At 63.0% G+C, this 21458-nt stretch carries 23 protein-coding genes; 18 read left to right on the top strand and 5 right to left on the bottom strand.

What is annotated here, in order from left to right:
* The first annotated feature begins 309 nt into the window (after positions 1-309).
* The 7 genes from JQ597_RS22135 (at position 310) to JQ597_RS22105 (ending at position 6270) form a co-directional block, all read left to right on the top strand.
* A complete protein-coding gene (locus JQ597_RS22135; RefSeq protein WP_212266419.1) occupies positions 310-1371 on the top strand; it encodes a hypothetical protein in 1062 nt (353 codons plus the stop codon).
* A gap of 61 nt (positions 1372-1432) precedes the next feature.
* Entirely contained in the window at positions 1433-2311 is an 879-nt protein-coding gene (locus JQ597_RS22130; protein WP_212266417.1) for a tetratricopeptide repeat protein, read from the top strand.
* Between the two features lie 419 nt (positions 2312-2730).
* The gene (bufA2, locus tag JQ597_RS22125) at positions 2731-2994 is read left to right on the top strand and encodes a BufA2 family periplasmic bufferin-type metallophore (RefSeq protein WP_212266415.1); all 264 of its coding nucleotides are present in this window, start codon (positions 2731-2733) and stop codon (positions 2992-2994) included.
* A 219-nt stretch (positions 2995-3213) separates the two neighbouring features.
* Positions 3214-3471 (top strand): BufA2 family periplasmic bufferin-type metallophore, encoded by a 258-nt coding sequence (gene bufA2, locus JQ597_RS22120; RefSeq protein WP_249133163.1) that lies wholly within the window; start codon positions 3214-3216, stop codon positions 3469-3471.
* Positions 3472-3593: 122 nt separating this feature from the next.
* Positions 3594-4496: an MNIO family bufferin maturase gene (gene bufB / locus JQ597_RS22115; protein WP_212266413.1), complete on the top strand. Its 903-nt coding sequence runs from the start codon at positions 3594-3596 to the stop codon at positions 4494-4496.
* Positions 4493-5284 carry an HvfC/BufC N-terminal domain-containing protein gene (locus tag JQ597_RS22110; protein WP_212266411.1) on the top strand — a complete coding sequence of 264 codons (792 nt, stop codon included), beginning with the start codon at positions 4493-4495 and terminating at the stop codon, positions 5282-5284. Before bufB ends, JQ597_RS22110 begins: the two co-directional genes overlap by 4 nt.
* Positions 5281-6270, top strand: coding sequence for a gluzincin family metallopeptidase (locus JQ597_RS22105; RefSeq protein ID WP_249148105.1), 990 nt, complete (start codon positions 5281-5283; stop codon positions 6268-6270). Before JQ597_RS22110 ends, JQ597_RS22105 begins: the two co-directional genes overlap by 4 nt.
* A gap of 8 nt (positions 6271-6278) precedes the next feature.
* Here JQ597_RS22105 and JQ597_RS22100 read toward each other — a convergent pair whose 3' ends face one another.
* Both JQ597_RS22100 and JQ597_RS22095 read right to left on the bottom strand, forming a co-directional pair.
* Complete coding sequence (locus JQ597_RS22100) at positions 6279-6671, bottom strand: hypothetical protein (RefSeq protein ID WP_212266409.1); 393 nt, start codon at positions 6669-6671, stop codon at positions 6279-6281.
* Between the two features lie 168 nt (positions 6672-6839).
* Positions 6840-7901 (bottom strand): Spy/CpxP family protein refolding chaperone, encoded by a 1062-nt coding sequence (locus JQ597_RS22095; protein WP_249148104.1) that lies wholly within the window; start codon positions 7899-7901, stop codon positions 6840-6842.
* 3 nt (positions 7902-7904) lie between these two features.
* On the opposite strand from JQ597_RS22095, the gene JQ597_RS37735 reads away from it, so the two are divergent.
* Positions 7905-8264 carry a hypothetical protein gene (locus JQ597_RS37735; protein WP_249148103.1) on the top strand — a complete coding sequence of 120 codons (360 nt, stop codon included), beginning with the start codon at positions 7905-7907 and terminating at the stop codon, positions 8262-8264.
* Between the two features lie 105 nt (positions 8265-8369).
* Here JQ597_RS37735 and JQ597_RS22090 read toward each other — a convergent pair whose 3' ends face one another.
* Positions 8370-9782: an FAD-binding oxidoreductase gene (locus JQ597_RS22090; RefSeq protein WP_249133182.1), complete on the bottom strand. Its 1413-nt coding sequence runs from the start codon at positions 9780-9782 to the stop codon at positions 8370-8372.
* Positions 9783-9909: 127 nt separating this feature from the next.
* Here JQ597_RS22090 and JQ597_RS22085 point away from each other — a divergent pair, with 127 nt between their 5' ends.
* On the top strand, positions 9910-10395 hold the full coding sequence (locus tag JQ597_RS22085) for a thioesterase family protein (RefSeq protein ID WP_212266650.1): 486 nt from the start codon (positions 9910-9912) through the stop codon (positions 10393-10395).
* A gap of 22 nt (positions 10396-10417) precedes the next feature.
* Here the strand turns inward: JQ597_RS22085 and JQ597_RS22080 are convergent, their stop codons facing one another.
* Complete coding sequence (locus JQ597_RS22080) at positions 10418-10591, bottom strand: DUF1328 domain-containing protein (protein WP_212266403.1); 174 nt, start codon at positions 10589-10591, stop codon at positions 10418-10420.
* Between the two features lie 280 nt (positions 10592-10871).
* On the opposite strand from JQ597_RS22080, the gene JQ597_RS22075 reads away from it, so the two are divergent.
* The 9 genes from JQ597_RS22075 (at position 10872) to JQ597_RS22035 (ending at position 21160) form a co-directional block, all read left to right on the top strand.
* Positions 10872-13568 carry an ATP-dependent helicase gene (locus tag JQ597_RS22075; RefSeq protein WP_212266401.1) on the top strand — a complete coding sequence of 899 codons (2697 nt, stop codon included), beginning with the start codon at positions 10872-10874 and terminating at the stop codon, positions 13566-13568.
* A gap of 249 nt (positions 13569-13817) precedes the next feature.
* Positions 13818-14447, top strand: coding sequence for a L,D-transpeptidase (locus JQ597_RS22070; protein ID WP_212266647.1), 630 nt, complete (start codon positions 13818-13820; stop codon positions 14445-14447).
* Positions 14448-14597, top strand: coding sequence for a type II toxin-antitoxin system HicA family toxin (locus JQ597_RS37730; RefSeq protein ID WP_212266644.1), 150 nt, complete (start codon positions 14448-14450; stop codon positions 14595-14597). It begins immediately after the preceding gene.
* 379 nt (positions 14598-14976) lie between these two features.
* Positions 14977-16566, top strand: coding sequence for an ABC transporter substrate-binding protein (locus JQ597_RS22060; RefSeq protein WP_212266399.1), 1590 nt, complete (start codon positions 14977-14979; stop codon positions 16564-16566).
* A 95-nt stretch (positions 16567-16661) separates the two neighbouring features.
* Positions 16662-17597 carry an ABC transporter permease gene (locus tag JQ597_RS22055; protein ID WP_212266397.1) on the top strand — a complete coding sequence of 312 codons (936 nt, stop codon included), beginning with the start codon at positions 16662-16664 and terminating at the stop codon, positions 17595-17597.
* A gap of 166 nt (positions 17598-17763) precedes the next feature.
* On the top strand, positions 17764-18585 hold the full coding sequence (locus JQ597_RS22050) for an ABC transporter permease (RefSeq protein ID WP_212266395.1): 822 nt from the start codon (positions 17764-17766) through the stop codon (positions 18583-18585).
* Entirely contained in the window at positions 18582-19562 is a 981-nt protein-coding gene (locus JQ597_RS22045; RefSeq protein ID WP_212266393.1) for an ABC transporter ATP-binding protein, read from the top strand. Before JQ597_RS22050 ends, JQ597_RS22045 begins: the two co-directional genes overlap by 4 nt.
* Positions 19555-20583, top strand: a complete 1029-nt coding sequence (locus JQ597_RS22040; protein ID WP_212266391.1) for an ABC transporter ATP-binding protein — start codon at positions 19555-19557, stop codon at positions 20581-20583. Before JQ597_RS22045 ends, JQ597_RS22040 begins: the two co-directional genes overlap by 8 nt.
* A gap of 157 nt (positions 20584-20740) precedes the next feature.
* Positions 20741-21160 (top strand): hypothetical protein, encoded by a 420-nt coding sequence (locus tag JQ597_RS22035; RefSeq protein ID WP_212266389.1) that lies wholly within the window; start codon positions 20741-20743, stop codon positions 21158-21160.
* A 70-nt stretch (positions 21161-21230) separates the two neighbouring features.
* Here JQ597_RS22035 and JQ597_RS22030 read toward each other — a convergent pair whose 3' ends face one another.
* The gene (locus JQ597_RS22030; protein WP_212266387.1) at positions 21231-21458 is read right to left on the bottom strand and encodes a cysteine rich repeat-containing protein; all 228 of its coding nucleotides are present in this window, start codon (positions 21456-21458) and stop codon (positions 21231-21233) included.

Here is a 21458-nt window from a genome sequence, read left to right as displayed (position 1 = left end):
GGGGTCGAGACGAGCGAAGCTCGCTCTTAGGTCGGATCACATCGCAGATGTGATCCGGGTGGGGGCTCTATCCACTCGACGACTCGCGGAGAGAGCCCCCACGCATAGCCGATGCTGCGCATCGGCGTTCTTAAGCCTAGGACGGCGGCCGTAGGCCGCCTACGCCTCCCCCGCAAGCGGGAGAGGGGGCGCGCTTCCTTCGCGGTTGCTATCTGACCTATCCCACTCGCCTCCACCTCCATTCTGTGTGACCGGCATCACAGCGCCTCCACCCGCTTCAAGCGACAAACGGCCAACTGGAATGAACCGGTGTTGGTCGTCATGGCTTGCTCGAAATATGATTGCTGGTCGAATGTGGCGCGCGGCTCGCTCGCAGCGATGCTGCTGGCCATTTCGGTGTTTGCAGCCGACCCTGCCGGCGCGGAGATTATCAGGAAGGAAGACTCGCTGCGCGGGATCACGATGACGCGCGAAGAGTGCGGCGCGAAACCGCAGACCTTCTGGCTCAACGTCTACAGCCAGGATTTCTGCGTCCGCTATTATCTTTCCACCGCCGGAGGTCAGGGCTCGCGCCCGGTCATCATTCTGAACGGCGATCACAACGGTCCGGTTGATCCGACCCGTTGGACCTGGGCAGATCCGTCCAAGGCCAGTGACGTCAACACCGACAAACTCGCCGCTATCGCCGACCATTTTTCGAAAATGGCGAAGACCACGGCGATCTATCTTGGACGGATCGGTGTCGAAGGCACCTCCGGCACCCATCTGTCACGCAAGACCCTCGTCGAGCTGAACCTGATGGACATGGCGCTTGAGGCGCTCCGGCAACGCTACCAGTTCGAAGGCTTCCATCTGTTCGGGGAGTCCGGCGGAGGCCGGCTTGTGTTCGGCCTGGCCCAGATGCGGCGCGACGTCGCCTGCCTGATTTCCGGCTCGGGACAGATCGTGACCCGGGGTCCCGCAAGGCCCGGCGATCCCGCAAGGACCTATTTCGACATCACGGGCAAGGTGCAATGGCTCGCGCAGAACCGCGCCTTGCGCATGATGGTCATCAGCGACCCGAACGACCAGCAAGTGCCGACCGCCGTTCAGCAGACCCCGATGGTGCAGACCCTGAGACAGGCCGGCCACGTGGTCCCCCACCTCCTCGTCGAAGCCACCGACCCGAAGCGTCACGCGGTGCTCGACTATGGCGCGATCGCGATGGGCGGCTGCGTGCTCGGCCGGCACGACGATGAAATCGCGCGGGCGATCGGCACGCTCATGCGCCGCAACGCCGAGACCAACCGGCGTCTGCAAGACGAAGCGCGTGCCAAGTCCCCGCCCCAGACGGCTTCCGACACGATCGCGCGCCAGCCGGGACGCTCGTGACATGAAAGCGACGCAGCGGCCCGGATCAGCAACGGGACAGTCAGGAAACACGGAGCGCGCAATGCGGGTCCTTGCCAGTGTGCTTCTCGCCGCCCTCACAATCATCCTGGCGCCGGCAGGCGCGCAGGCCGAAGCGCAGCAGCGCATGTGCCTGGACAATGCCACCCCGCCCGCCCCGAGGGCTGCGGCCTGCTCATTCGTCATCACGAATGCGCCGCCCGCCGAGGCCAGGGAGCTTGCCCGTGTCTACCTCATCCGCGGCAATGCCAATCTGGCCCTCGGCGTCTACGACCGGGCGCTGGCGGATTTCGACGCGGCGACGAAAGCCCACCCGACCGCCCATGGCCCGTTCAACAGCCGCGGTGTCGCGTTCCTGCGCCAGAAGCAGCTCGATCGCGCCATCACGGAATTCGATCAGGCGATCCGGCTCAATCCCAACGATCCCCTTGCCTTCACCAACCGCGGCGACGCCTACCGGGACAAAGGCCGCACCGACCGCGCGCTGCAGGACTACGACGCCGCGATCGTGATCAATCCAAAGTGGGTCAATGCTTACTTCGGCCGGGCAGCGGCGTTGCAGCAGAAGGCCGGCTCCGATTTCGACGCCTTCGTCAACGAGGGCCGCTTCGAAGAGCTGGCCATCGCGGAATACGGCAAGGTGCTGCAGATCGCGCCGCGACACGCCGGCGCCCTCAGCAACCGCGGCCAGCTCCATCATACCTTGCGCAAATACGACCTTGCCATCGCCGACTTCACGCAGGCGATCGAGATCAATCCCGCAAATCCCGCCTTTCTGCGCAACCGCGCGCTGACCTACCGGATGATGCGGCGGTTCGACCTTGCGATCGCGGACTATCGCAATGCGTTGGCGATGACGCAGGACGCCGACGGGCGCAAGCTGATCGGAGAGTTGCTCGCTCAGCTCGGCGCCGCCGTCTGAGGTCGCGGCCGCGCGCCGGCCTCTTATGGAGCACATGCTCGCGCACCAGCCAACAATTCCGTTGTGCAACGCAAGAGATTTGCCGCCACCGGTCACTGAAGCTGTCCGATGTTCCCGCGCGGGCGGCTGTCGCCATTCTGCCGCGCAACGAAACACTCCCATGCATCGGGGGTTGGACATGGACGGGTCATCCAAATCCAAGAAAAGAAAAATTTCTTTCGAAACTCTGTAACCAAATCGCCCGATGCCCCGTAGCTGTGTCCGGATGAGCACTCAAATCACGGAGGCTAACGGCCTTCGCGAGCCACCGCGATCTGATTGGCATCCATTGTGTCCTTAGCTTGTGCGGGTCGATGATATCAAGGTCATCGAACGCTCACGGCGTCCTATTGTCGTCAACAATCATCGAGGAGAACGTCATGAAGTTGAGTACAAAATCCGGTGCGACGCTCGCAGCCGCCGCTGCCACTTTGTTCCTCGCCGGCGCGGTTGTGTCGACCGGGTCGACCTCTGCAAACGCCGCGGCCGGCAAGTGCATGGCCGGCAACGCCTGCAAGGGCCAGAGCGCCTGCAAGGGCGGGTCCAATGCCTGCAAGGGTCAGAACGCCTGCAAGGGCACCGGCTTCTCGCAGGCCTCTGAAAAGGCCTGCGCCGCCATGGGCGCAAAGTTCGTCAAGGGCTGACCGTCCCGAATTGACGCGAAAAGGCCCGGCTTCATGCCGCGCCTTCAAGTCCAGCCCAGGAATGTTTCACTTAAGCCCGCCGATCATTGAAATAAATTTCGCTCGCCGTGTAACCTGGCCAAACCCGCCGCGTATTTATCCCCGGGTACCATCTGTCGGTCCTGATGTCAGTGGCTTGCGGGTGGTGCACCTTCACACTTCTTTCTCGAGGAGACGTCCATGAAGATGACTTCCAAATCCGGCGCCACGATTGCCGCCGCTGCAGCCACTCTGTTCCTGGCTGGCGCGACGATGTCGACCGTCACCTACGCCGCCGGCGAAGGCAAATGCGTCGGCGCCAACGCCTGCAAGGGCCAGAGCGCCTGCAAGGGCGGCGCGAGCGCCTGCAAGGGGCAGAACGCCTGCAAGGGCCAGGGCTTCTCCGCCATGACCAAGGAGAAGTGCGACGCCGCCAAGGGCAAGTATTCGCCCGCCTGATCGAGGTAATCCGGAACGGGGCTCCGTTCCGGGAACGGGGCCCGGTGTATGCCGGGTCCCCTTTCCATGGTAATTTGAGGCAATACCCATCGCCTGATCGCGATGCGCGAAGCGGAGACGACATGAACGTCGCAAGCAGATTGCCCAACTCCCCGGCGGCGCTTGAGCGTCCGTTGCTGTCGGATAAGCCACCCTTCCTTGGCTTCGGGCTCGGCCTGCGCGCGCAACACTACGACGAGATCCTCGGCGGAAACCCGCCGATCGACTGGTTCGAAGTCATCAGCGAAAACTACATGCTGCCCGGCGGCCAGCCGCTGCGCGTACTTGACCGGATTTGCGAACGCTATCCCGTCGTGATGCATGGCGTGTCGCTCTCGATCGCATCGACCGCGCCGCCGAATTTCGAATATCTGCAGGGCCTGAAAGATCTCGCCAGGCGCGTCGAACCAAAATGGATTTCCGACCATTTGTGCTGGACCGGCGTCCACGGCAAGAACCTGCACGATCTCTTGCCGATCCCCTATACATCAGAGGCGCTCGACCACGTGGTCAGCCGCGTGCAGCTGGTGCAGGATTTCCTCGGCCGCGCCATCGTGCTCGAAAACGTCTCGACCTATGTCCAGTTCAACAATTCCGAAATGACGGAATGGGAATTCCTTGCGGAATTGTCGCGCCGCTCCGGGTGCTGGCTGCTGTTCGACATCAACAACGTCTATGTCAGCGCCTTCAACCACGGCTATGACCCCATGACCTTCCTTAACGGGATTCCTGCGGACCGCGTCGTGCAATTCCACATGGCCGGCCACAGCCACATGGGCACCCACATCATCGACACCCACGATCATCCCGTCTGCGAAGACGTCTGGGATCTCTATGTCGCGGCCATCAAGCGCTTCGGCCGGGTCTCGACCATGATCGAGCGCGACGACAACATCCCGCCGCTCGACGAGCTTGTTCTGGAAGTAAACCGCACTCGCGAGATCGCGAAGAAGGTCTTGCCGCCCTTGGGCAAGCAGGCGGGATGAGCGACTTTGCGCGGCAGCAGGCTGATTTCCAGCGCGGCATCCTGACCGGCGACGACACAGTGCTCGCCGAAATCCTCGACAGCCCCCGCGAGAAACGCGAGACGCTGTACGGCGTCTATCGCTATGCCTATGGCTCGCGGCTGGTGGAGGCGCTTCGTAACGACCATGAGCTGCTGCATTCGTATCTCGGCGATGAGACGTTCGACGAGATGGGTCATGCCTATGTCAAGGCGCGCCCCTCAGAACATCCGAACCTGCGCTGGTTCTCGCAAGGCCTGCCGGAGTTTTTGAGATCGGCAGAACCCTATTGCAACCATCCTGTTCTCGCTGATCTCGCAGCGCTGGAGAAAGCGCTCAACGACGCCTTCGACGCCGCGGAAGGTGAGCTGCTTGACCTCACCGCCATGGCCGCGTTTGCGCCGGAGCAATGGAACGACCTCACATTCCGGCCGCATCCGAGCGCGGCCAGGCTCGATTTGTCGACCAACGCATCCGCGGTCTGGATGGCGCTCAAGAACAACGAGACGCCACCGGACGCGGCCACGCTGGAAGAACCGGCGCGCATCCTGGTCTGGCGCCAGGACACCACGCCGATGTTCCGCGAACTCCCCGCTGAAGAGGCGATGATGTGGGACGAGGCCGCGAACGGCATTCCGTTCGGCGTGCTCTGCGAGATGCTCGCGACCTATGACGATCCCGATGGTGCGGCGGCGCGCGGCGCCGGATATCTGCACGGCTGGATCACATCAGCAACCTTGACGGCGGTTTCCACCTCAGTGTTGCGATGAAAACGCTCGGCGGCATCAGCTGGATCGTGTTGACCGCCGTCCTCACCGCCCTGCCGGCAAGCCTGATTTCGTGCCGCGCCGATGCGCAGTCGGACTATATGCGCGGCGACCGGATGCCGTATGACGCGTTCGACCGGATGCCCAAGACCGATATCGAAATCGAAGGCAGCACCATCCATGTCGGCTTCGCGCCCGGCGAGATGACGCTGCCGCGAGAAAAGGTGCTGGGTTGGGTCCGGATGTCGGCGAAGGCAGTCGCCACGTATTATGGACGGTTTCCCGTCGAACAACTGCGGCTGCTGCTGGTGCCGGTCGACGGCGCCCGCATTCGCGGCGGCACGACATGGGGCTATCGCGGCGCCGCGATCCGCATTCCGCTCGGCCGCGATTCCACCGAAGAGGTTTTGCGGCGCGACTGGGTGATGGTGCACGAGATGGTGCACACCGCCCTGCCCGATCTGAACCATCGCCACACGTGGCTGTCGGAAGGTCTTGCCGTCTATATCGAGCCGGTGGCACGGGTGCAGGCCGGCGACCTCACGGCTGCGGAGATCTGGCAGGCGATGATGCGCGACATGCCGAAGGGCCTGCCGCAGGCCGGCGATCAGGGCCTCGACAATACCGACACCTGGGGCCGGAGATATTGGGGCGGCGCGCTGTTCTGCCTGCTGGCGGACATCGAAATCCGCAAGCGAACGAATAATCGCCTCGGCCTGCAGGACGCCATGCGCGGCGTCCTCGCCGCGGGCGGCAATCATGAAAAGGATTGGCCGCTCGATCGCATTCTCTCCACCGCCGACAAGGCCGTCGGCGTCGACGTTCTGACTACGCTTCATGGCGAGATGGGTTCAAAGCCCGTGACGCCCGATCTCGCGGGCCTGTGGCGCGACCTCGGCCTGAAGCCGCAGGGCGAAAGCCTCGAATTCGACGACGCTGCGCCGCTGGCGGCGATCCGCAAAGCCATCACTTCGCCGCGCGCGAAATAGCGGTGCTGCTACGCCATGCTCAGAATAGGATGCTGCTTCAGCACGTCGTCACTGATCGATTTGGACTGGATGGCGCGAAACAGCGTTCGCGCGGTCGTGGTGTGATTGGCCTGAAGGCACAGTTCGAGGATCTGGCGCACTGCGGTGTCACGCAACAGACCATCGGAAATCTTCATGGCGATTTCCATAGCGACTTTCGCCGCGCGCTCATAACGTTCGACTTCGGACTTGATTTTCGCGTGCGAACGGTCGGCAGCACCGCTGATCTTTTCCGCACTGCTGGCCGCAGAACGGCAGATTTCCCGTATCTTGTGCGCAGCCTGGATATCGCCGATCGGCCCCTCGATGGGCTCGTCCCAGATCTCCTTCTCCTTGGGTGCGTCGTTTTTGAACCATTGCATGGTATCAACAGCCAGCGCGTTTGCAGGACAAACAATGCGATCGTGCGATCAGCGGCCGCATTCTCATCCGGGAAAATCAATCGGTGGTGACATTCCGGCAACAGAGGTTTGCAAATCCGGTTCGTTGCTCGTGGCGTGCAGCCGGCCTCCATGATCTCGGGCGACCGTCTACGATGGTCGCCTTGGTCCGATCGCCTCGAACTGCGCCTTCTGTTCATCGTCCAGCGTGGCGTAAAAATCCTCCAGCGCAGCGCGCACCTGCTTGACGGCTTGCAGCATGGTATCGAGCCGCTTGGCGATGGCGGCGAACCGCGCCGGCGGCGTCATCACATCGCCCGGCTGACAGGCCGCCTTCAATATCTCGGCGGCCTCGGCGCTGGTATCCTGAAGCACTTGCAGGGTGGAGCGCTGGGTCTCGTTCGGACGCAACCTGGTTTCGATCTCGCTGGCTGGCCATGCCATGGCGGCAGACTGCGCCACGCCACAGCCCTGTGCAGTCCCTTGCGCAGGCACCTGGACAGATTGGTTCCTCGCATTGTTGGCCACGGATATCCTGCGCTGGTCCTGCGCGAGCGCGTTGAAGCGGGCCTTCTGCTCGTCGTCCAGCATTCCATAGAATTTCTCCAGCGGTGGCCGCACCGTGGCGACCGCCGAAATCATCGCCTCGATCCGCTGCTGCATGGCGCTGAGCCGGCCCGGCGCCGTCAATACGATTTGCGACGGGCATGCCGCTCGAATGTTCTGCGCAGCCGCGATCGATGCGTTGCCGAGTTCGTCGAGCGCGGCAAATTGCGTTTCGGTCGGCAGAACGGTGAGCTGGATTTGATCGATGGGTAGCCCGGCGATGGCGCGCCTGTCGTCACCGCACATTTGCGCCAGCGGGGCGGGCCCGCGATGTCTGCGGCCGGACGGTCGCTGTGCCAGATAGCCGGTCAACGCATCGTAGCCGTAGGGCGCGAATATTCCGGCGTAAATATCGGTGTAGCCGTAGTCCCAGAAGCCGCTGCGGTCTCCCCAGATCGTGTAATCGTAGATGTCGTGATAGGCGAACGGCCAGAACAGCGGACCAACCCACCCGTAGCCGCCATTACCGTGTTGCCACCACCCGCCTCCGCCGCGGCCCTGATGCCAGCCCGCGACGGCGAGACCGGCGGCGATCTGTGCCCGCGCCGCGGGATTGCTGAGCAGACGCCCGCCACGCAACCCGCTGGCGCGCGACAGCGAATTCATCGCATGGCGGAAGTTTCCGGATCGTACCGAAGCGTTGCGGATCTGGCTGAGATTCGGGGCGAAGCGATGGCCGCGAAAACTGCCCCGCGAATACGAACGGGATATGGCGAACTTGCCGCCGCCGTGGTGACCACGAAAATGACGGTGATGCCCGCCGAAATGCCCGTGCCCGCCACCGTGGGCCCGGCCATGGTGACCCCCGCCATGCCCGTGGCCATGACCACCGCCGTGGCCCCCACCGTGACCTCCACCGTGACCTCCACCTTTGCCGATCGCCACGCTCGAAAGCAGGGCCGCCAGAACAAAGACCACAATTCCGATTGCCGGTTTGGGCATGGCACGCTCCCTTGCGCCACTCGCTGACGTTTTGCGGCAACAGACTGACGCCGACGGGGAGCAAAAGTTCCACTTGCGAGGCGGCAAGTGGACGAGCCTTCAGGGAATTCGCGGGAGAATTTGCGCCCGGCCCTAAACCGCCGGCACGATCTTCCCGGGATTGAAGATGTTTTGCGGATCGAGCGCCTTCTTCAGCGCGCGCATGGCGTCGATCGCCTCATCACCGAGTTCGGCCTTCAGGTATTTCTGCTTGCCCTGCCCGATGCCGTGTTCGCCGGTGCAGGTGCCGCCCATCGCCTGCGCGCGTTCGACCAGGCGGTGCATGAAATCCTCGCCGCGGGCCATCTCGTCGGCGTTGTCGACGTCGCAGACCAGCGAGCAGTGGAAATTGCCGTCGCCTACGTGACCGACGATCGGCGACAGCAGGTTGAGCCGCTTCAGATCCTCCTCGGTCTCGGTGACGCAATCGGCCAGCCGCGAGATCGGCACGCAGACGTCGGTCGCCACCACGCCGGCGCCGGGACGCAGCGCCTTCACCGACCAGTAGGCGTCGTGCCGCGCCTGCCAGAGTTTGGTGCGGTCCTCCGGCTTGGTGGTCCAGGTGAAATCACCGCCGCCGCATTCGCCGGCGATTTCCTTGAAGTTCTTCGACTGCTCCGCGACCTCATTGGCGCTGCCGTGGAATTCCAGCAGCAACAACGGCGTCTCCGGCAGCGTCAGTTTCGAATAGGAATTGCAGGCGCGCACCTGCTCGGCGTTGAGCAGTTCGATGCGCGCGACGGGAATGCCGGTTTGAATTGCAAGGATCGTCGCCTGGCAGGCGCCGCGCACCGTCTCGAACGAGCAGGCGGCGGCCGCAATCGTCTCGGGAATGCCGCGCAGCTTGATGGTGAGCTCGGAGATGATGCCGAGCGTTCCCTCGGCGCCGACGAACAGATGCGTCAGATCGTAACCGGCGGAGGATTTCTTGGCCCGCGTGCCCGTGGTGATGATTTCGCCGTCGCCGCGCACGACTTTCAGCGCCAGCACGTTGTCGCGCATGGTGCCGTAGCGCACCGCATTGGTACCGGAGGCGCGGGTCGAGGCCATGCCGCCGAGCGAGGCGTCGGCGCCGGGGTCGATCGGGAAGAACACGCCCTGGTCGCGCAAATGTTCGTTCAGCGCCTTGCGGGTCACGCCGGGTTGGATCACGCAGTCGAGGTCGTCGGCATGGACCTCCAGCACCTTGCTCATGTCGTGCAGATCGATGCAGATGCCGCCGGCCGGCGCATTGACCTGCCCCTCCAGCGAGGTGCCGGTGCCGAACGCAATCACGGGAACGGTATGCTTGGCGCAGATCCGCACCACATCCTGGATATCGGCGGTTTCCTGCGCCATCACGACAGCGTCGGGCGGCTGGGTCGGCAGCCATGTGGTGGTATGGGCATGCTGTTCACGCACCGCCTGCGAGGTGATCAGCCGGTTGCCGAACCGCGCCGCCAGCGCCTCAAGCGCGCTTGCCAGCGCCTGCGGTTCCGGCCGCTTCTCATTGCCCGATATCGTCATCGCCACGCAAAATTCCTCCCGGCTTTGAGCGGACCGTGGCAAAGGATATATGAGGGGTCAAGAGAGATCGGCCAAACAGGGATGGATGATGACTTCAGCTTCAGCCGCCAAAGACAAGCTATCCGATATGCCCCTGCCTTCTGCGCCATTCCTGTCGTCGGTGATGCAGATCGAGCCGCAATGGATCGATTACAACGGCCATCTCAACATGGCCTATTACAACGTGATGATGGACCGCGCGATCGATGAAATGTGGCTGCATCTCGGGATCGGCCCTGCGTACATGAAGGAGCGCCACGGCTCGACCTTCACCGCCGAATGCCATGTGCGGTATTTGCGCGAGATTCACCTCGGCGATCCCGTGCAGGTCACGGTCTATCTGCTCGCGGCCGACGAGAAGCGCATTCATACGTTTGAAGAGCTGCGCCACGCCACCGAGGGCTGGATCTCCGCGACTTCGGAGAACATGACCATTCACATCGACATGAACGCGCGCAAGGCCGCGCCGTTTCCGCCCGATATCCGCGCCCGCATCCAGGCTGTGGTGGATAGCCATGCGGCCGTTCCACGTCCCGAGGGCACCGGCCGGAAAGTGGCGATGCCCTCGAAATAGCGCCTGGAAGTAACGCTGGCGGCTAAACCCGCGTGCGTCCACGCACCAGACCGACCACCGCCGAGACCAGGAACAGGATGATGGCGATGAAGAAGATCGCCTTGGCGATTTCGATGGAGGCGCCGGCGATACCACCGAAGCCCAAAATACCTGCGATCAATGCGACGACCAGAAACGTAACGACCCAGCTTAGCATGACACGACCTCTGTTTGGTTGCGATCGGCGCGGTTAAGAGGATCGCGCCAGCTCATGCCAAAACAATCCGTCCCGGCAGCGATGGTTCCTGGGTGCGAAACCGGGAATATTTGTCAATAAGGCGGAACAAAATCGCGGAGGCCTGCGAAAAACGGTCCCGGGATAACGCCGGATTAAACCTGTCAAAACGGCCGGACAGGCCCTATATGGCGCTTAATCCCTGCTAAGAAGGCTCCCCTTCACCGCCTCACGGTGCCATCGTGGGGACAAGACGATTCGCATGACAGAGCCGAGCAAGCTGCCCCATCACGGCGTTCCCGAGCACCAGCCCGCAGCTGGCGGCATCGCCGCGCGTGCGCGCGCCACGGCGGCCCCGCAATATCTCAACGGGCTAAATCCGGAGCAGCGCGACGCCGTCGTGACGCTGGACGGCCCGGTGCTGGTATTGGCCGGCGCCGGCACCGGCAAGACGCGCGTGCTCACCACCCGCATCGCCCATATCCTGAGCCAGGGCCGGGCGCGCCCGCATGAAATCCTCTCCGTGACCTTCACCAACAAGGCCGCACGCGAAATGAAGCTGCGGCTCGGCCAGATGCTCGGCCAGGCCGTCGAGGGCATGCCGTGGCTCGGCACCTTCCACTCGATCGGCGGACGCATCCTGCGCTACCACGCCGAACTGGTGCAGCTGAAATCCAATTTCACCGTGCTCGACGTCGACGACCAGGTCCGCCTGCTGAAGCAATTGCTGCAGGCCGAGAACATCGACGACAAGCGCTGGCCGGCGCGGATGCTGGCCGGGCTGATCGACGGCTGGAAGAACCGCGGCCTGACGCCGCCGCAGGTGCCGGCGGGCGAAGCCGCCGTGTTTGGCAACGGCAAGGGCGGCAAGCTGTACGCCAGCTATCAGGAGCGGCTGAAGATCCTCAACGCAGCCGATTTCGGCGATCTGTTGCTCGAGAACATCCGCCTGTTCCGCGAGCACCCGGATGTGCTCCGGCAATACCAGAGCCGGTTCAAATTCATCCTGGTCGACGAATATCAGGACACCAACGTCGCGCAGTATCTGTGGCTGCGGCTGCTGTCGCAGGCGCCGAGCAAGCCAAGCGTGCCGCTTTCTTCCGTTATTCCGGGGGCCATCGATACGCCCGTCATTCCGGGGGCGACCTCCTCCGTCATTCCGGGGCGCGTCGAAGACGCGAACCCGGAATCTAGAAGTGAAGAGGACTCACCTCGAGATTCCGGGTTCGCACCTGGCGGTGCGCCCCGGAATGACGAGCGAGGCGCCCTTCCCGCGATGACCGCGCCGAAAAACATCTGCTGCGTCGGCGACGACGACCAGTCGATCTATGGCTGGCGCGGTGCCGAGGTCGACAACATCCTGCGCTTCGAGCACGATTTCCCCGGCGCGAAAGTCATTCGTCTCGAACGCAATTACCGCTCCACCGGTCATATCCTCGCCGCCGCCTCGCATCTGATCGCGCATAATGAAGGCCGGCTCGGCAAGACGCTGCGCACCGAGGATGTCGACGGCGAGAAGGTCACCGTGACCGGCTCCTGGGATTCCGAAGAGGAAGCCCGCGCCATCGGCGAGGAGATCGAGGAACTGCAGCGCGCCGGCGACAACCTCAACGAGGTCGCGATCCTGGTGCGGGCCTCGTTCCAGATGCGCGAGTTCGAAGATCGTTTTGTCACGCTCGGCCTGCCCTATCGCGTGATCGGCGGTCCAAGGTTTTATGAGCGCGCCGAAATCCGCGACGCGCTGGCTTATTTGCGCGTGATCAATTCGCCGGCCGACGATCTTGCCTTCGAGCGCATCGTCAACGTACCCAAGCGCGGGCTCGGCGATGCCACCGTGCAGATGCTGCACGACCACGCCCGCAAGCGCCGCATCCCCTTGTTCGAGGCCGCCCGCGCCGTGGTCGAGACCGACGAGCTGAAGCCGAAGGCGCGCGGGTCCTTGCGCGATCTGATCCTGCATTTCGACCGCTGGCGCGCCCAGCGCGAGGTGACCGCGCATACGGAGCTCGCCGAAATCGTGCTCGACGAGAGCGGCTATACCGAGATGTGGCAGAAGGACCGCTCCGCGGATGCCGCCGGTCGGCTCGATAACCTCAAAGAGCTGGTGCGCTCGATGGAGGAGTTCGAGAACCTGCAGGGCTTCCTCGAACACATCTCGCTGGTGATGGACCGCGACGGCGGCGCCGAGGAAGAGGCCGTTTCGCTGATGACGCTGCACTCGGCCAAGGGTCTGGAGTTCGACAACGTATTCCTGCCCGGCTGGGAGGAAGGCCTGTTTCCGAGCCAGCGCACGCTCGACGAACAGGGCCGCGCCGGCCTCGAAGAAGAACGTCGTCTCGCCCATGTCGGGCTGACCCGCGCCCGCCGCCGCGCCAAATTGTACTTCGCCACCAACCGCCGCATTCACGGCACCTGGACGACCACGATCCCGTCGCGCTTCCTCGACGAATTGCCCGCGCCGAATGTCGAGATCACGGAATCCAAGGGCGGCTCGGGCTGGGGCGGCAGCGGCGGCTACGGCGCCTCGCGCTTCGACAACATGGAATCCTTCGGCTCCAGCTACACCACGCCGGGCTGGCAGCGCGCGCAGGCCAATCGCGCGCGCAACAATCAGGGCGGCCGTCACGGCCAGACCCGCGACGGTTTTGAGGAAAGCCAGTCGCCATTTTCGGGTTCGCGTAGCGATACCTCAGGTTCGCGCGGCGAAACCTCTGGTTCGCGCAGCGATACCTCCTTCGGCGGCGGCTTCTCCCGCACCAAGCGCGGACCGATGGTGATCGAGGGCGAACTGGTCGCCAAATCCACCGGCACCGTTTCGGAGTTTTCACTGGATGACCGCGTCTTCCACCAGAAATTCGGGTACGGCAACGTCGTGAAGATCGACGGCAACAAGCTCACCATCGCCTTCGAGAAGGCCGGCGAGAAGAAGGTGGTCGACAGTTTTGTCGAGCGGGTGTGAACCAAGGGCTTTCTGTTCGTCCAGGCCCTGACCATCTCATCGGACATTGCCGATCTTCGAGCGGAGCATTCGAAAGTTCGACGAGAGTCTGAGACTCGGCTTCACGATCCGCAAGTGCACGCAGGTCGACGATTCGAGCGCGGAACTCGATGGTTGCCCCCCGTTATCGCGGGGTTGCTTTCCAACGACGCCATTATTTTAGCACTATTTGAGCTGCAAATAGATCGGTCTAGCGCTTTGGGGGTCGCGGTGCCGAGATCCGGACTGGCGTTGATCCTAGTAGGGTTGCTTGGGTTTTTACTCAGCAGCTGCATGCAAGCGACGCTCGCTCCGTCGTCGAATGCCAGCTTGACCCAGAGGGACCGGCAGTTGCTGGCCGACGCGCCTTATGCGCAGGCGAGTATTCCGGAGACCTATCGCCGGCATATTGTCGACTACATGCGAAAAGAGCAGCCGGGCACGATCCTGGTCGATACCAACGCACGCTTTCTGTATTACGTTTTGCCGGGAGGCAAGGCTATCCGCTACGGCGTGACGGTGGGCGAGGAAGCGCTGGCCTGGTCCGGCGTCGCTACTGTTGGCCGTATGGCTGAATGGCCGGACTGGATTCCGACGGCGGAGATCCAAGCCAGGCTCGGCCCTTATCCCAAGCGCGTTGCCGGAGGCCCGGCCAATCCGCTGGGCGCGCGGGCCATCTACCTTTACGAAGGCAACAAGGACACGCTGTACCGCATCCACGGCACCAACCAGCCGGAATATATCGGCCATGCCATCTCGTCCGGCTGCATCCGCATGACCAATGAGGACGTCATTGATCTCGTGAATCGGGTGAAGCCAGGCGCGATCGTCGTCGTCCTCCCACCGGGCCGGAGTGCATAAATTCCACATCACAAGTTTCGTCATCCGGTATCGAACAAGATCACCATCATCACTCATCCGAAGCGGGATATGCCAGTTGGCACAGTCCGCGCGATCTACCGGCAGGTCGGCTGGGACAAGTATTGGGAGTTCGCGATGAGCGGCGGTTAGTCTTGAGATTTCTGGCTTGGTGATGGCGCCGGCCCGGGTGGACCGCCATCAGGAACCGGCATCAAGGCTTACGACGGTTATTTCGTCTTTCGGAACCCCGGCTTTACGGGCCCAGCACGGAACCAAAAATCCATTCAATCGCAATCGCTTACACGCCCGCGCAAGTTGCGCGCCAGGGAGCGGGAGCGGTCAAATCGATTCCGGAGAACGCGAAGACATCCCGGACCAGATGGCGCACCGCGTGCTGTCTTCCTGCGGTCGTCCCTTCTCGCCTTGAGGCTGCAAGATCGTCAGCAACACGAAACGAGGACCTTGCGCTCGATATGCCGCGAGTGATCAACTCTCGGACCGGAATGCTCCTGCACGGTTGGAGAAAAACATGATGTTCAAGAAGATTGCGATCGTGGCTGGTTTGGGACTGGCGTTATCAGTCACGGCGGAGGCCCAGACGCCGCGCAAGGGCGGCACCATTCGGATGACGGCGCCCTATGGCTCGAGTTTCACCAGCATGGACATTCATACGACGCAACGCGCCCAGGACGAGATCGTCGCCAAGGGCCTGCATCGGTCGCTCTACATTTGGGACTCGGCCGAGGGTAAGCCGGTTCCGGAGCTTGCCAAGGAGGCCATCGTCTCGGGCGGCGGTCTTGTTTATACCTTCAAGCTGCGCGACGACGCTTATTTCCACCATGGTCGCAAGATGACGGCTGACGACGTCATCTGGAGCTACAACCGCATCATGGACGGCGCGAAGGCCTATCCCGGCGCGCGTTTTGTCCGAATGATCGAGGGCGCCTCCGAGGTCGAGAAGGGCAAAGCCAAGGAAATCTCCGGCCTGAAGAAAATCGACGATTTCACGCTCGAAATGAAGCTGACCGAGAAGGTCGATCCGGGTTTCTACTTCTTCACCGCGCTGACTTCGATCTATCCGGCCGACGAGGGTGCCAAGGACAGCTTCATCCAGAAGCCGATCGGCCTTGGGCCGTTCAAGTTCGTCGAGCACGTGCCGGGATCGCGCGTCGTGCTGGAGCGGTTTGACAAGTTCTACAAGCCCGGCAAGCCGTACGCCGACAAAATGATCGTGTCGATCATGGGCGAAGCCGCGGCGCGCGATGTCGCCTTCCGCAACAAGGAAATCGACACCTCGGTGCTCGGGCCCGCGCAGTACGTCGCCTATCAGGCCGACCCCGCCCTCAAGGGTACCATCGTCGAAGTCGCCGAGGTCTTCACGCGCTACATGGGCATCAATCCTTCATTCAAACCGTTCTCCGACAAGCGGGTGCGGCAGGCCATCAACCATGCGATCGATGCCGATCTGATCATCAGCAAGCTGGTCAAGAACAAGGCCTATCGCGCCACCAGCTGGCTGCCTTTGACCTCACCCGCCTACGACAAGACCATGAAGCCGTACGCCTTCGATCCCGCGAAAGCAAAACAGTTGCTCGCGGAGGCGGGCTATCCCACCGGCTTTGAATTCGAATGGACGGCGAGCCAGAATGAAAGCTGGGGCCTGCCGATCGTCGAGGCCATCATCCCGATGCTCGACAGGGTGGGCATCAAGGTGAAGGTCAAGCAGGTCGAGACCGCCGTGCTGGCGGAGGTCGCCCGCAAGGGCGAATTCCAGGCCTTCATCTATTCCCAGGCCACCGGCCCGGACCCTCAGGCCGCGCTGAAATGCTTCCACTCGGCGACGCCGCAATCCGCCTGCAACTACACGGCTTTCAAGAACGCGGATTTCGACAAGCTGCTCGATGAAGCCGGGCAGACCGACGACGCCGCCAAGCGCGTCCAGCTGCTGCAAAAGGCCAATGCCCTGCTCTATGACGAAGCGCCGGTCTGGTTCTTCAACTACAACAAGGCGGTCATGGCGGTACAGCCGTGGCTGAAGGGGATTCAGTTGAACGCGACCGAACTGACGCATCAGAACGTCGAAGACCTCTGGGTCGACGAGACCTCCCCCGCCAAGTGACTTGACCTACAAGTGACCTACAAGTGACACGCGCTCTCGCCCTCCCTCCATCGCAAAAACACAAAAAACGATAGAGGGAGGGAGGAACAGGTCTGATGCTCTCGTTCGCTATCCGTCGAATCCTGCAAACCGTTCCGACCGTGCTGGCTGTCGTGCTGGTGATCTTCGTGCTGTTCAGCGTCGTGCCGGGCAGCATCATATCGAGCATGAACGATGACGGACGGGGTCCGACGGACCCGCAGGTCGTGGAGCGCATGAAGAAACAGCTCGGCCTCGACGATCCCGTCTATATCCGCTTCAGCTCCTACGTCGCCAAGCTCGCGACCGGCGATTTCGGGACGTCGTTCCGGACCCGTGAGCCGGTCACGACGATGCTCGCCAAACGGATGTGGCCGACGCTGCAATTGATTTTCGCGTCGATGACGTTTGCGATCGTGATCGGGGTACCGCTGGGTTTCATCGCAGCGCTGCGGCCGGGCAGCTTCGTCGACACGCTCTCGATGGTCCTGGCGGTGTCCGGGCTTTCAATGGCCAAATTCTGGCTCGGGCTGCTGCTGATGTACCTGTTCGCGTTGAAACTCGGCTGGCTGCCGAGTTTCGGCTACGGCGACGGGGGGCTAAAATATCTGGTCCTGCCTGCCGTGACGCTCGGTGTCTCGCCGATGGCGCTGCTGGCGCGGACGACGCGCGCCGCGGTTCTCGAGATCATGACCGCGGATTTTGTCCGCACCGCGCGCTCGAAGGGCATGAGCGAGACCCGGGTCGTGAAGTGGCATGTGATGCGCAACGCGCTCGTCCTCATCCTCACCACGATCGGCCTGCAATTCGGCGCGTTGATGGGACAGGCGGTCGTCGTCGAGAAACTGTTCTCCTGGCCGGGCATCGGCTCGCTGCTCGTCGACAGTGTCCTGCAGCGCGACCTTCCTGCCGTCCAGGGCTCCATCCTCGTCGTGGTGCTGTTCTTCCTGACCATCAATACGATGATCGACCTGCTCTACGCCGTGATCGATCCCAGGATCAGATACGCATGAGCACTAGAGCGTTTTCCAGCGAAGTGGACGCCGGTTCGCGTGAAGAAAACGCGTCAAATCAAGAATCTGGAGCTCCGTTCCGATTCCATCGGAACGGAAAAAGCTCTAGCCGGCCCGAGCACGCCTGCGAACGATTGACTGTACCGCCTGCGGCGGGGTCGCCGCGATGAAGCTCGGCGCCAATCTCGTCATCGGCGGGGCGTTGTTCGCGCTTGCGATCTTCGTCGGCCTGCTCGCGCCCTGGCTGGCGCATACCGATCCCGTCATGGATGCCAACCTTTTGAATGCCGAGGAGCCGCCGAGCTGGATCTGGTGGTTCGGCACCGACGCGCAGGGCCGCGACATCTATTCCCGCGTCGTGCACGGCGCGCGCATCTCGCTGACGGTCGGCATCGTCTCGCAACTCGTCAACAGCGTCATCGGCGTGACACTGGGCCTGACCGCGGGCTATTGGGGCGGCTGGTGGGACGATTTCGTCAACGGGCTGACCAATCTCATGCTCGCGATCCCGTCGTTGATCTTCGCGCTTGCCATCATGGCGGTCCTTGGACCCGGCCTGACCAGCCTGCTGATCGCGCTCGGGTTGACCAACTGGTCCTTCACCTGCCGGATCGCACGGGCATCGACGCTGTCGCTCAAGAGCCAGGGTTATGTGCAGGCCGCACGGGTGCTTGGCTACGGCGATTTGCGCATCATGATCACGCAGCTGCTGCCGAACATGGTCGGCCCCATCATCGTCATCGGCACGCTCGGCATGGGCGGCGCGATACTGGCCGAAGCCGCGCTTTCGTTCCTTGGCCTCGGGGTCCGCCCGCCCTATCCAAGCTGGGGCAGCATGCTTTCGGAGGCCCGCGACCAGATCACGACGGCGCCGTGGCTCTCGATCTTCCCCGGCCTCGCCATCTTCCTGACGGTGCTAGGCCTCAACCTGCTCGGCGATGGCTTGCGTGACATTCTCGATCCACAGTCGCGGAGCCGGCGCACATGACGGGCTCTCCTTTGCTCGAGGTCGAGAATCTGCGTATCGATCTCAACTATCGATCCAGCCATGTCGCGGCGGTCGAGGGCGTTTCATTCCGCATCGACCGTGGCGAGACCTTCGGCCTTGTCGGTGAATCCGGCTGCGGCAAGAGTATTACGGCGCTCGCTTTGATCGGCCTGTTGCGCCAGCCGCTTTCGATCGGCGCCGGCGCCATACGATTTGACGGCCGGGAGATCCAGAGACTTTCGGCGGCCGAGCAACGCGCGCTGCGCGGCAATCGCATCGCCATGATCTTCCAGGAGCCGATGACGGCGCTCAATCCGGTCTCGCCCGTGGGCCGGCAGATCGCCGAGATGTTCGTGCTGCACCAGGGCAAGGACTGGCGGGAAGCCAACCAGCTGGCGGTCGAGGCGCTGGCGAGCGTCCGCGTCCCCGCGCCCGAACGGCGGGTGAAGGATTACCCGCACCAGCTTTCAGGCGGCATGCGTCAGCGCGTGATGATCGCCATCGCACTCGCATGCGGGCCGGATCTTCTGATCGCCGACGAGCCGACAACCGCGCTCGACGTCACCGTGCAGGCGGAGATAATCGAGCTGATGCGCAATCTATGCGCCGAGCGAGGCACCGCCATTTTGATGATTAGCCACGATCTCGGCCTGGTCGCCAATGTCTGCCGCCGCGTCGCCGTCATGTATGCCGGCCGCATCGTCGAGGAGCGCGGCTCGGACGACATCTTCCGCGCCAGCGCGCATCCCTATACGCAAGGCCTGGTCGACTCGCTGCCGCGGCTGGGGAGCCGCGCTGCCCTTGGCCGGACGCGGCTGACGGAGATCGCGGGCGTCGTCCCGGCGATCACGGATTTCCCGGACGGCTGCCGGTTCAATCCGCGTTGCGCGCGGGCGACCGACATTTGCCGGACAACCGAGCCGGAGACGACCTGGCTCGGTGCAGGCGGGTTAGTCAGGTGCCATCACCATGCATGAACCTGCGGCGAGGTCCGGCGACGATGTCATCCTCAGCGTGGAGGATCTCGCGGTCCATTTTCCCGTCGGTGGCGGCTTGCTGGGCGGCGGCCGGCGGCTGCTCCGTGCGGTCGACGGCGTCGATCTCGAACTGAAGCGCGGTGAATGCCTCGGTCTGGTCGGCGAATCCGGATGCGGCAAGTCGACGGTGGCGCTTTCGATACTGGGCCTGCAGGCGCCGACGCGGGGCCGCATCGTGCTGGACGGCCAGGTCGTGACGGGCCGGCAATCGGGCGATCGAAAGGCATTGGCCCGCATCGTGCAAATCGTGTTTCAGGATCCCTACGCCTCGCTCAATCCACGCCAGACCGTTCGCCGCACGCTGGAAGACCCGCTGCGCCTGCACGGCGTAACCGCCAAAAGCGAAATCGACGCACGCGTTGCGGCGATGCTCAGGCATGTCGGCCTGCGGCCCGAGCAAGCCGGCCGCTACCCGCATGAATTCTCGGGCGGCCAGCGTCAGCGCATCGGCATCGCCCGCGCGCTGATCCTCAATCCCAGGATTGTCATCTGTGACGAACCCGTATCGGCGCTGGATGTCTCGATCCGCGCCCAGATCATCAACCTGCTGCTGGAACTGAAGGAAACGCTCGGCCTCTCCTACATCATGATCAGCCACGACCTCGGCGTCGTCGAGCACATGAGCGACCGGGTCGCCGTCATGTATCTCGGCCGCATTGTGGAGACCGGCCACTGGCGCGAGATCTTCGAACGGCCGGCGCACCCATATACGCAGACCCTTATATCAGCCATTCCCGATCCGCTGCGCCGCGCGCCGCTCGCTACGACACCGGGCGAGCTTCCCAATCCGCTCAATCCACCGGACGGCTGTGCGTTCAGTCCGCGCTGTCGTTATGCCGAAGCCGTGTGTCGTCGCGAGCCCCGGCCATCGCTTGAAGCGCGTCCCGACGGACACGCGGTCCGCTGCTGGCGAGCCGACGAGATTGCCGGTCAGGCGGCGCTGGCCTCGACCGAAAGCTGAGATCCCCAGCAGCGTTGTCCCGCACGACAGCCCAACTGCCACTTGTTCCCGGTCAGGTCAGCCATACGGAGTACCCCCAGGTGGCGACGCCTCCGGTTGAAAGGCCGCGTAGGCTCGATGACTTACAAAAGCGGGTTTGGGGGAAACGGAGGTTTCCATGACCAACTCCAATGGACGACCGACGCGTTTCTATCGGTTGATCGCAGCTCGCGTGGCAGGATTGAGTGCGGCTGCTTTTCTCGGGATCAGCACAGCCTATCCACATGACGCGATGCGGCCAGAACTCAACACGTGGTTCAAGAGTCTCAAGAACAAGGCGGGCGTAGGGTGTTGTGACTCCGGAGATGGCCAGCACGTGGAGGCCGAGTGGGATATGGCCAAAGGTGGCTATAGGGTCCTGCTGAAGCATCCGCATCGGCCAACCGAACCGGGGCAATGGTTCGACGTGCCATACTCCGTCGTGATCGACCAGCCGAACCTCAGCGGCATCGCGATGGTTTGGTGGTGGCCGCGCTTCGACACCCGAGGAAGTATGATCCCTATGTTGCGCTGCTTCATTCCGGGACCGGCTGGGTGATCCGCTGAGCAAACAATAGCGCCCGCAAGTGCGCTACGGTCCAAACCCGACTTGGCGAGAACACAGCGCCTCACATGCCGCGGCTGGCAAATACCTTTTGGCAGCCCGTGCTCAGCTTGGCCCTGTTCTGTTGCAGGCATGTTTGAACCGCCCCGTCATCGCCCAATTGCTGCCGGCAAAAGCGCTGTGCATCTCGTGTGCAGGCCTGCTGTTCCTGCGGTGTACCCTTCTGACCCTGTGCAAACGACAGCGAAGTCTCGGTCAGCAAGATGATTAGAACGAGGACGATTGAACGCAT

The organism is Bradyrhizobium sp. AUGA SZCCT0177, assembly GCF_018130125.1.
Lineage (GTDB): Bacteria > Pseudomonadota > Alphaproteobacteria > Rhizobiales > Xanthobacteraceae > Bradyrhizobium.
The sequence above is the reverse complement of the archived record's forward strand: the minus strand, read 5'-3'. Positions and strand labels throughout refer to the sequence as shown.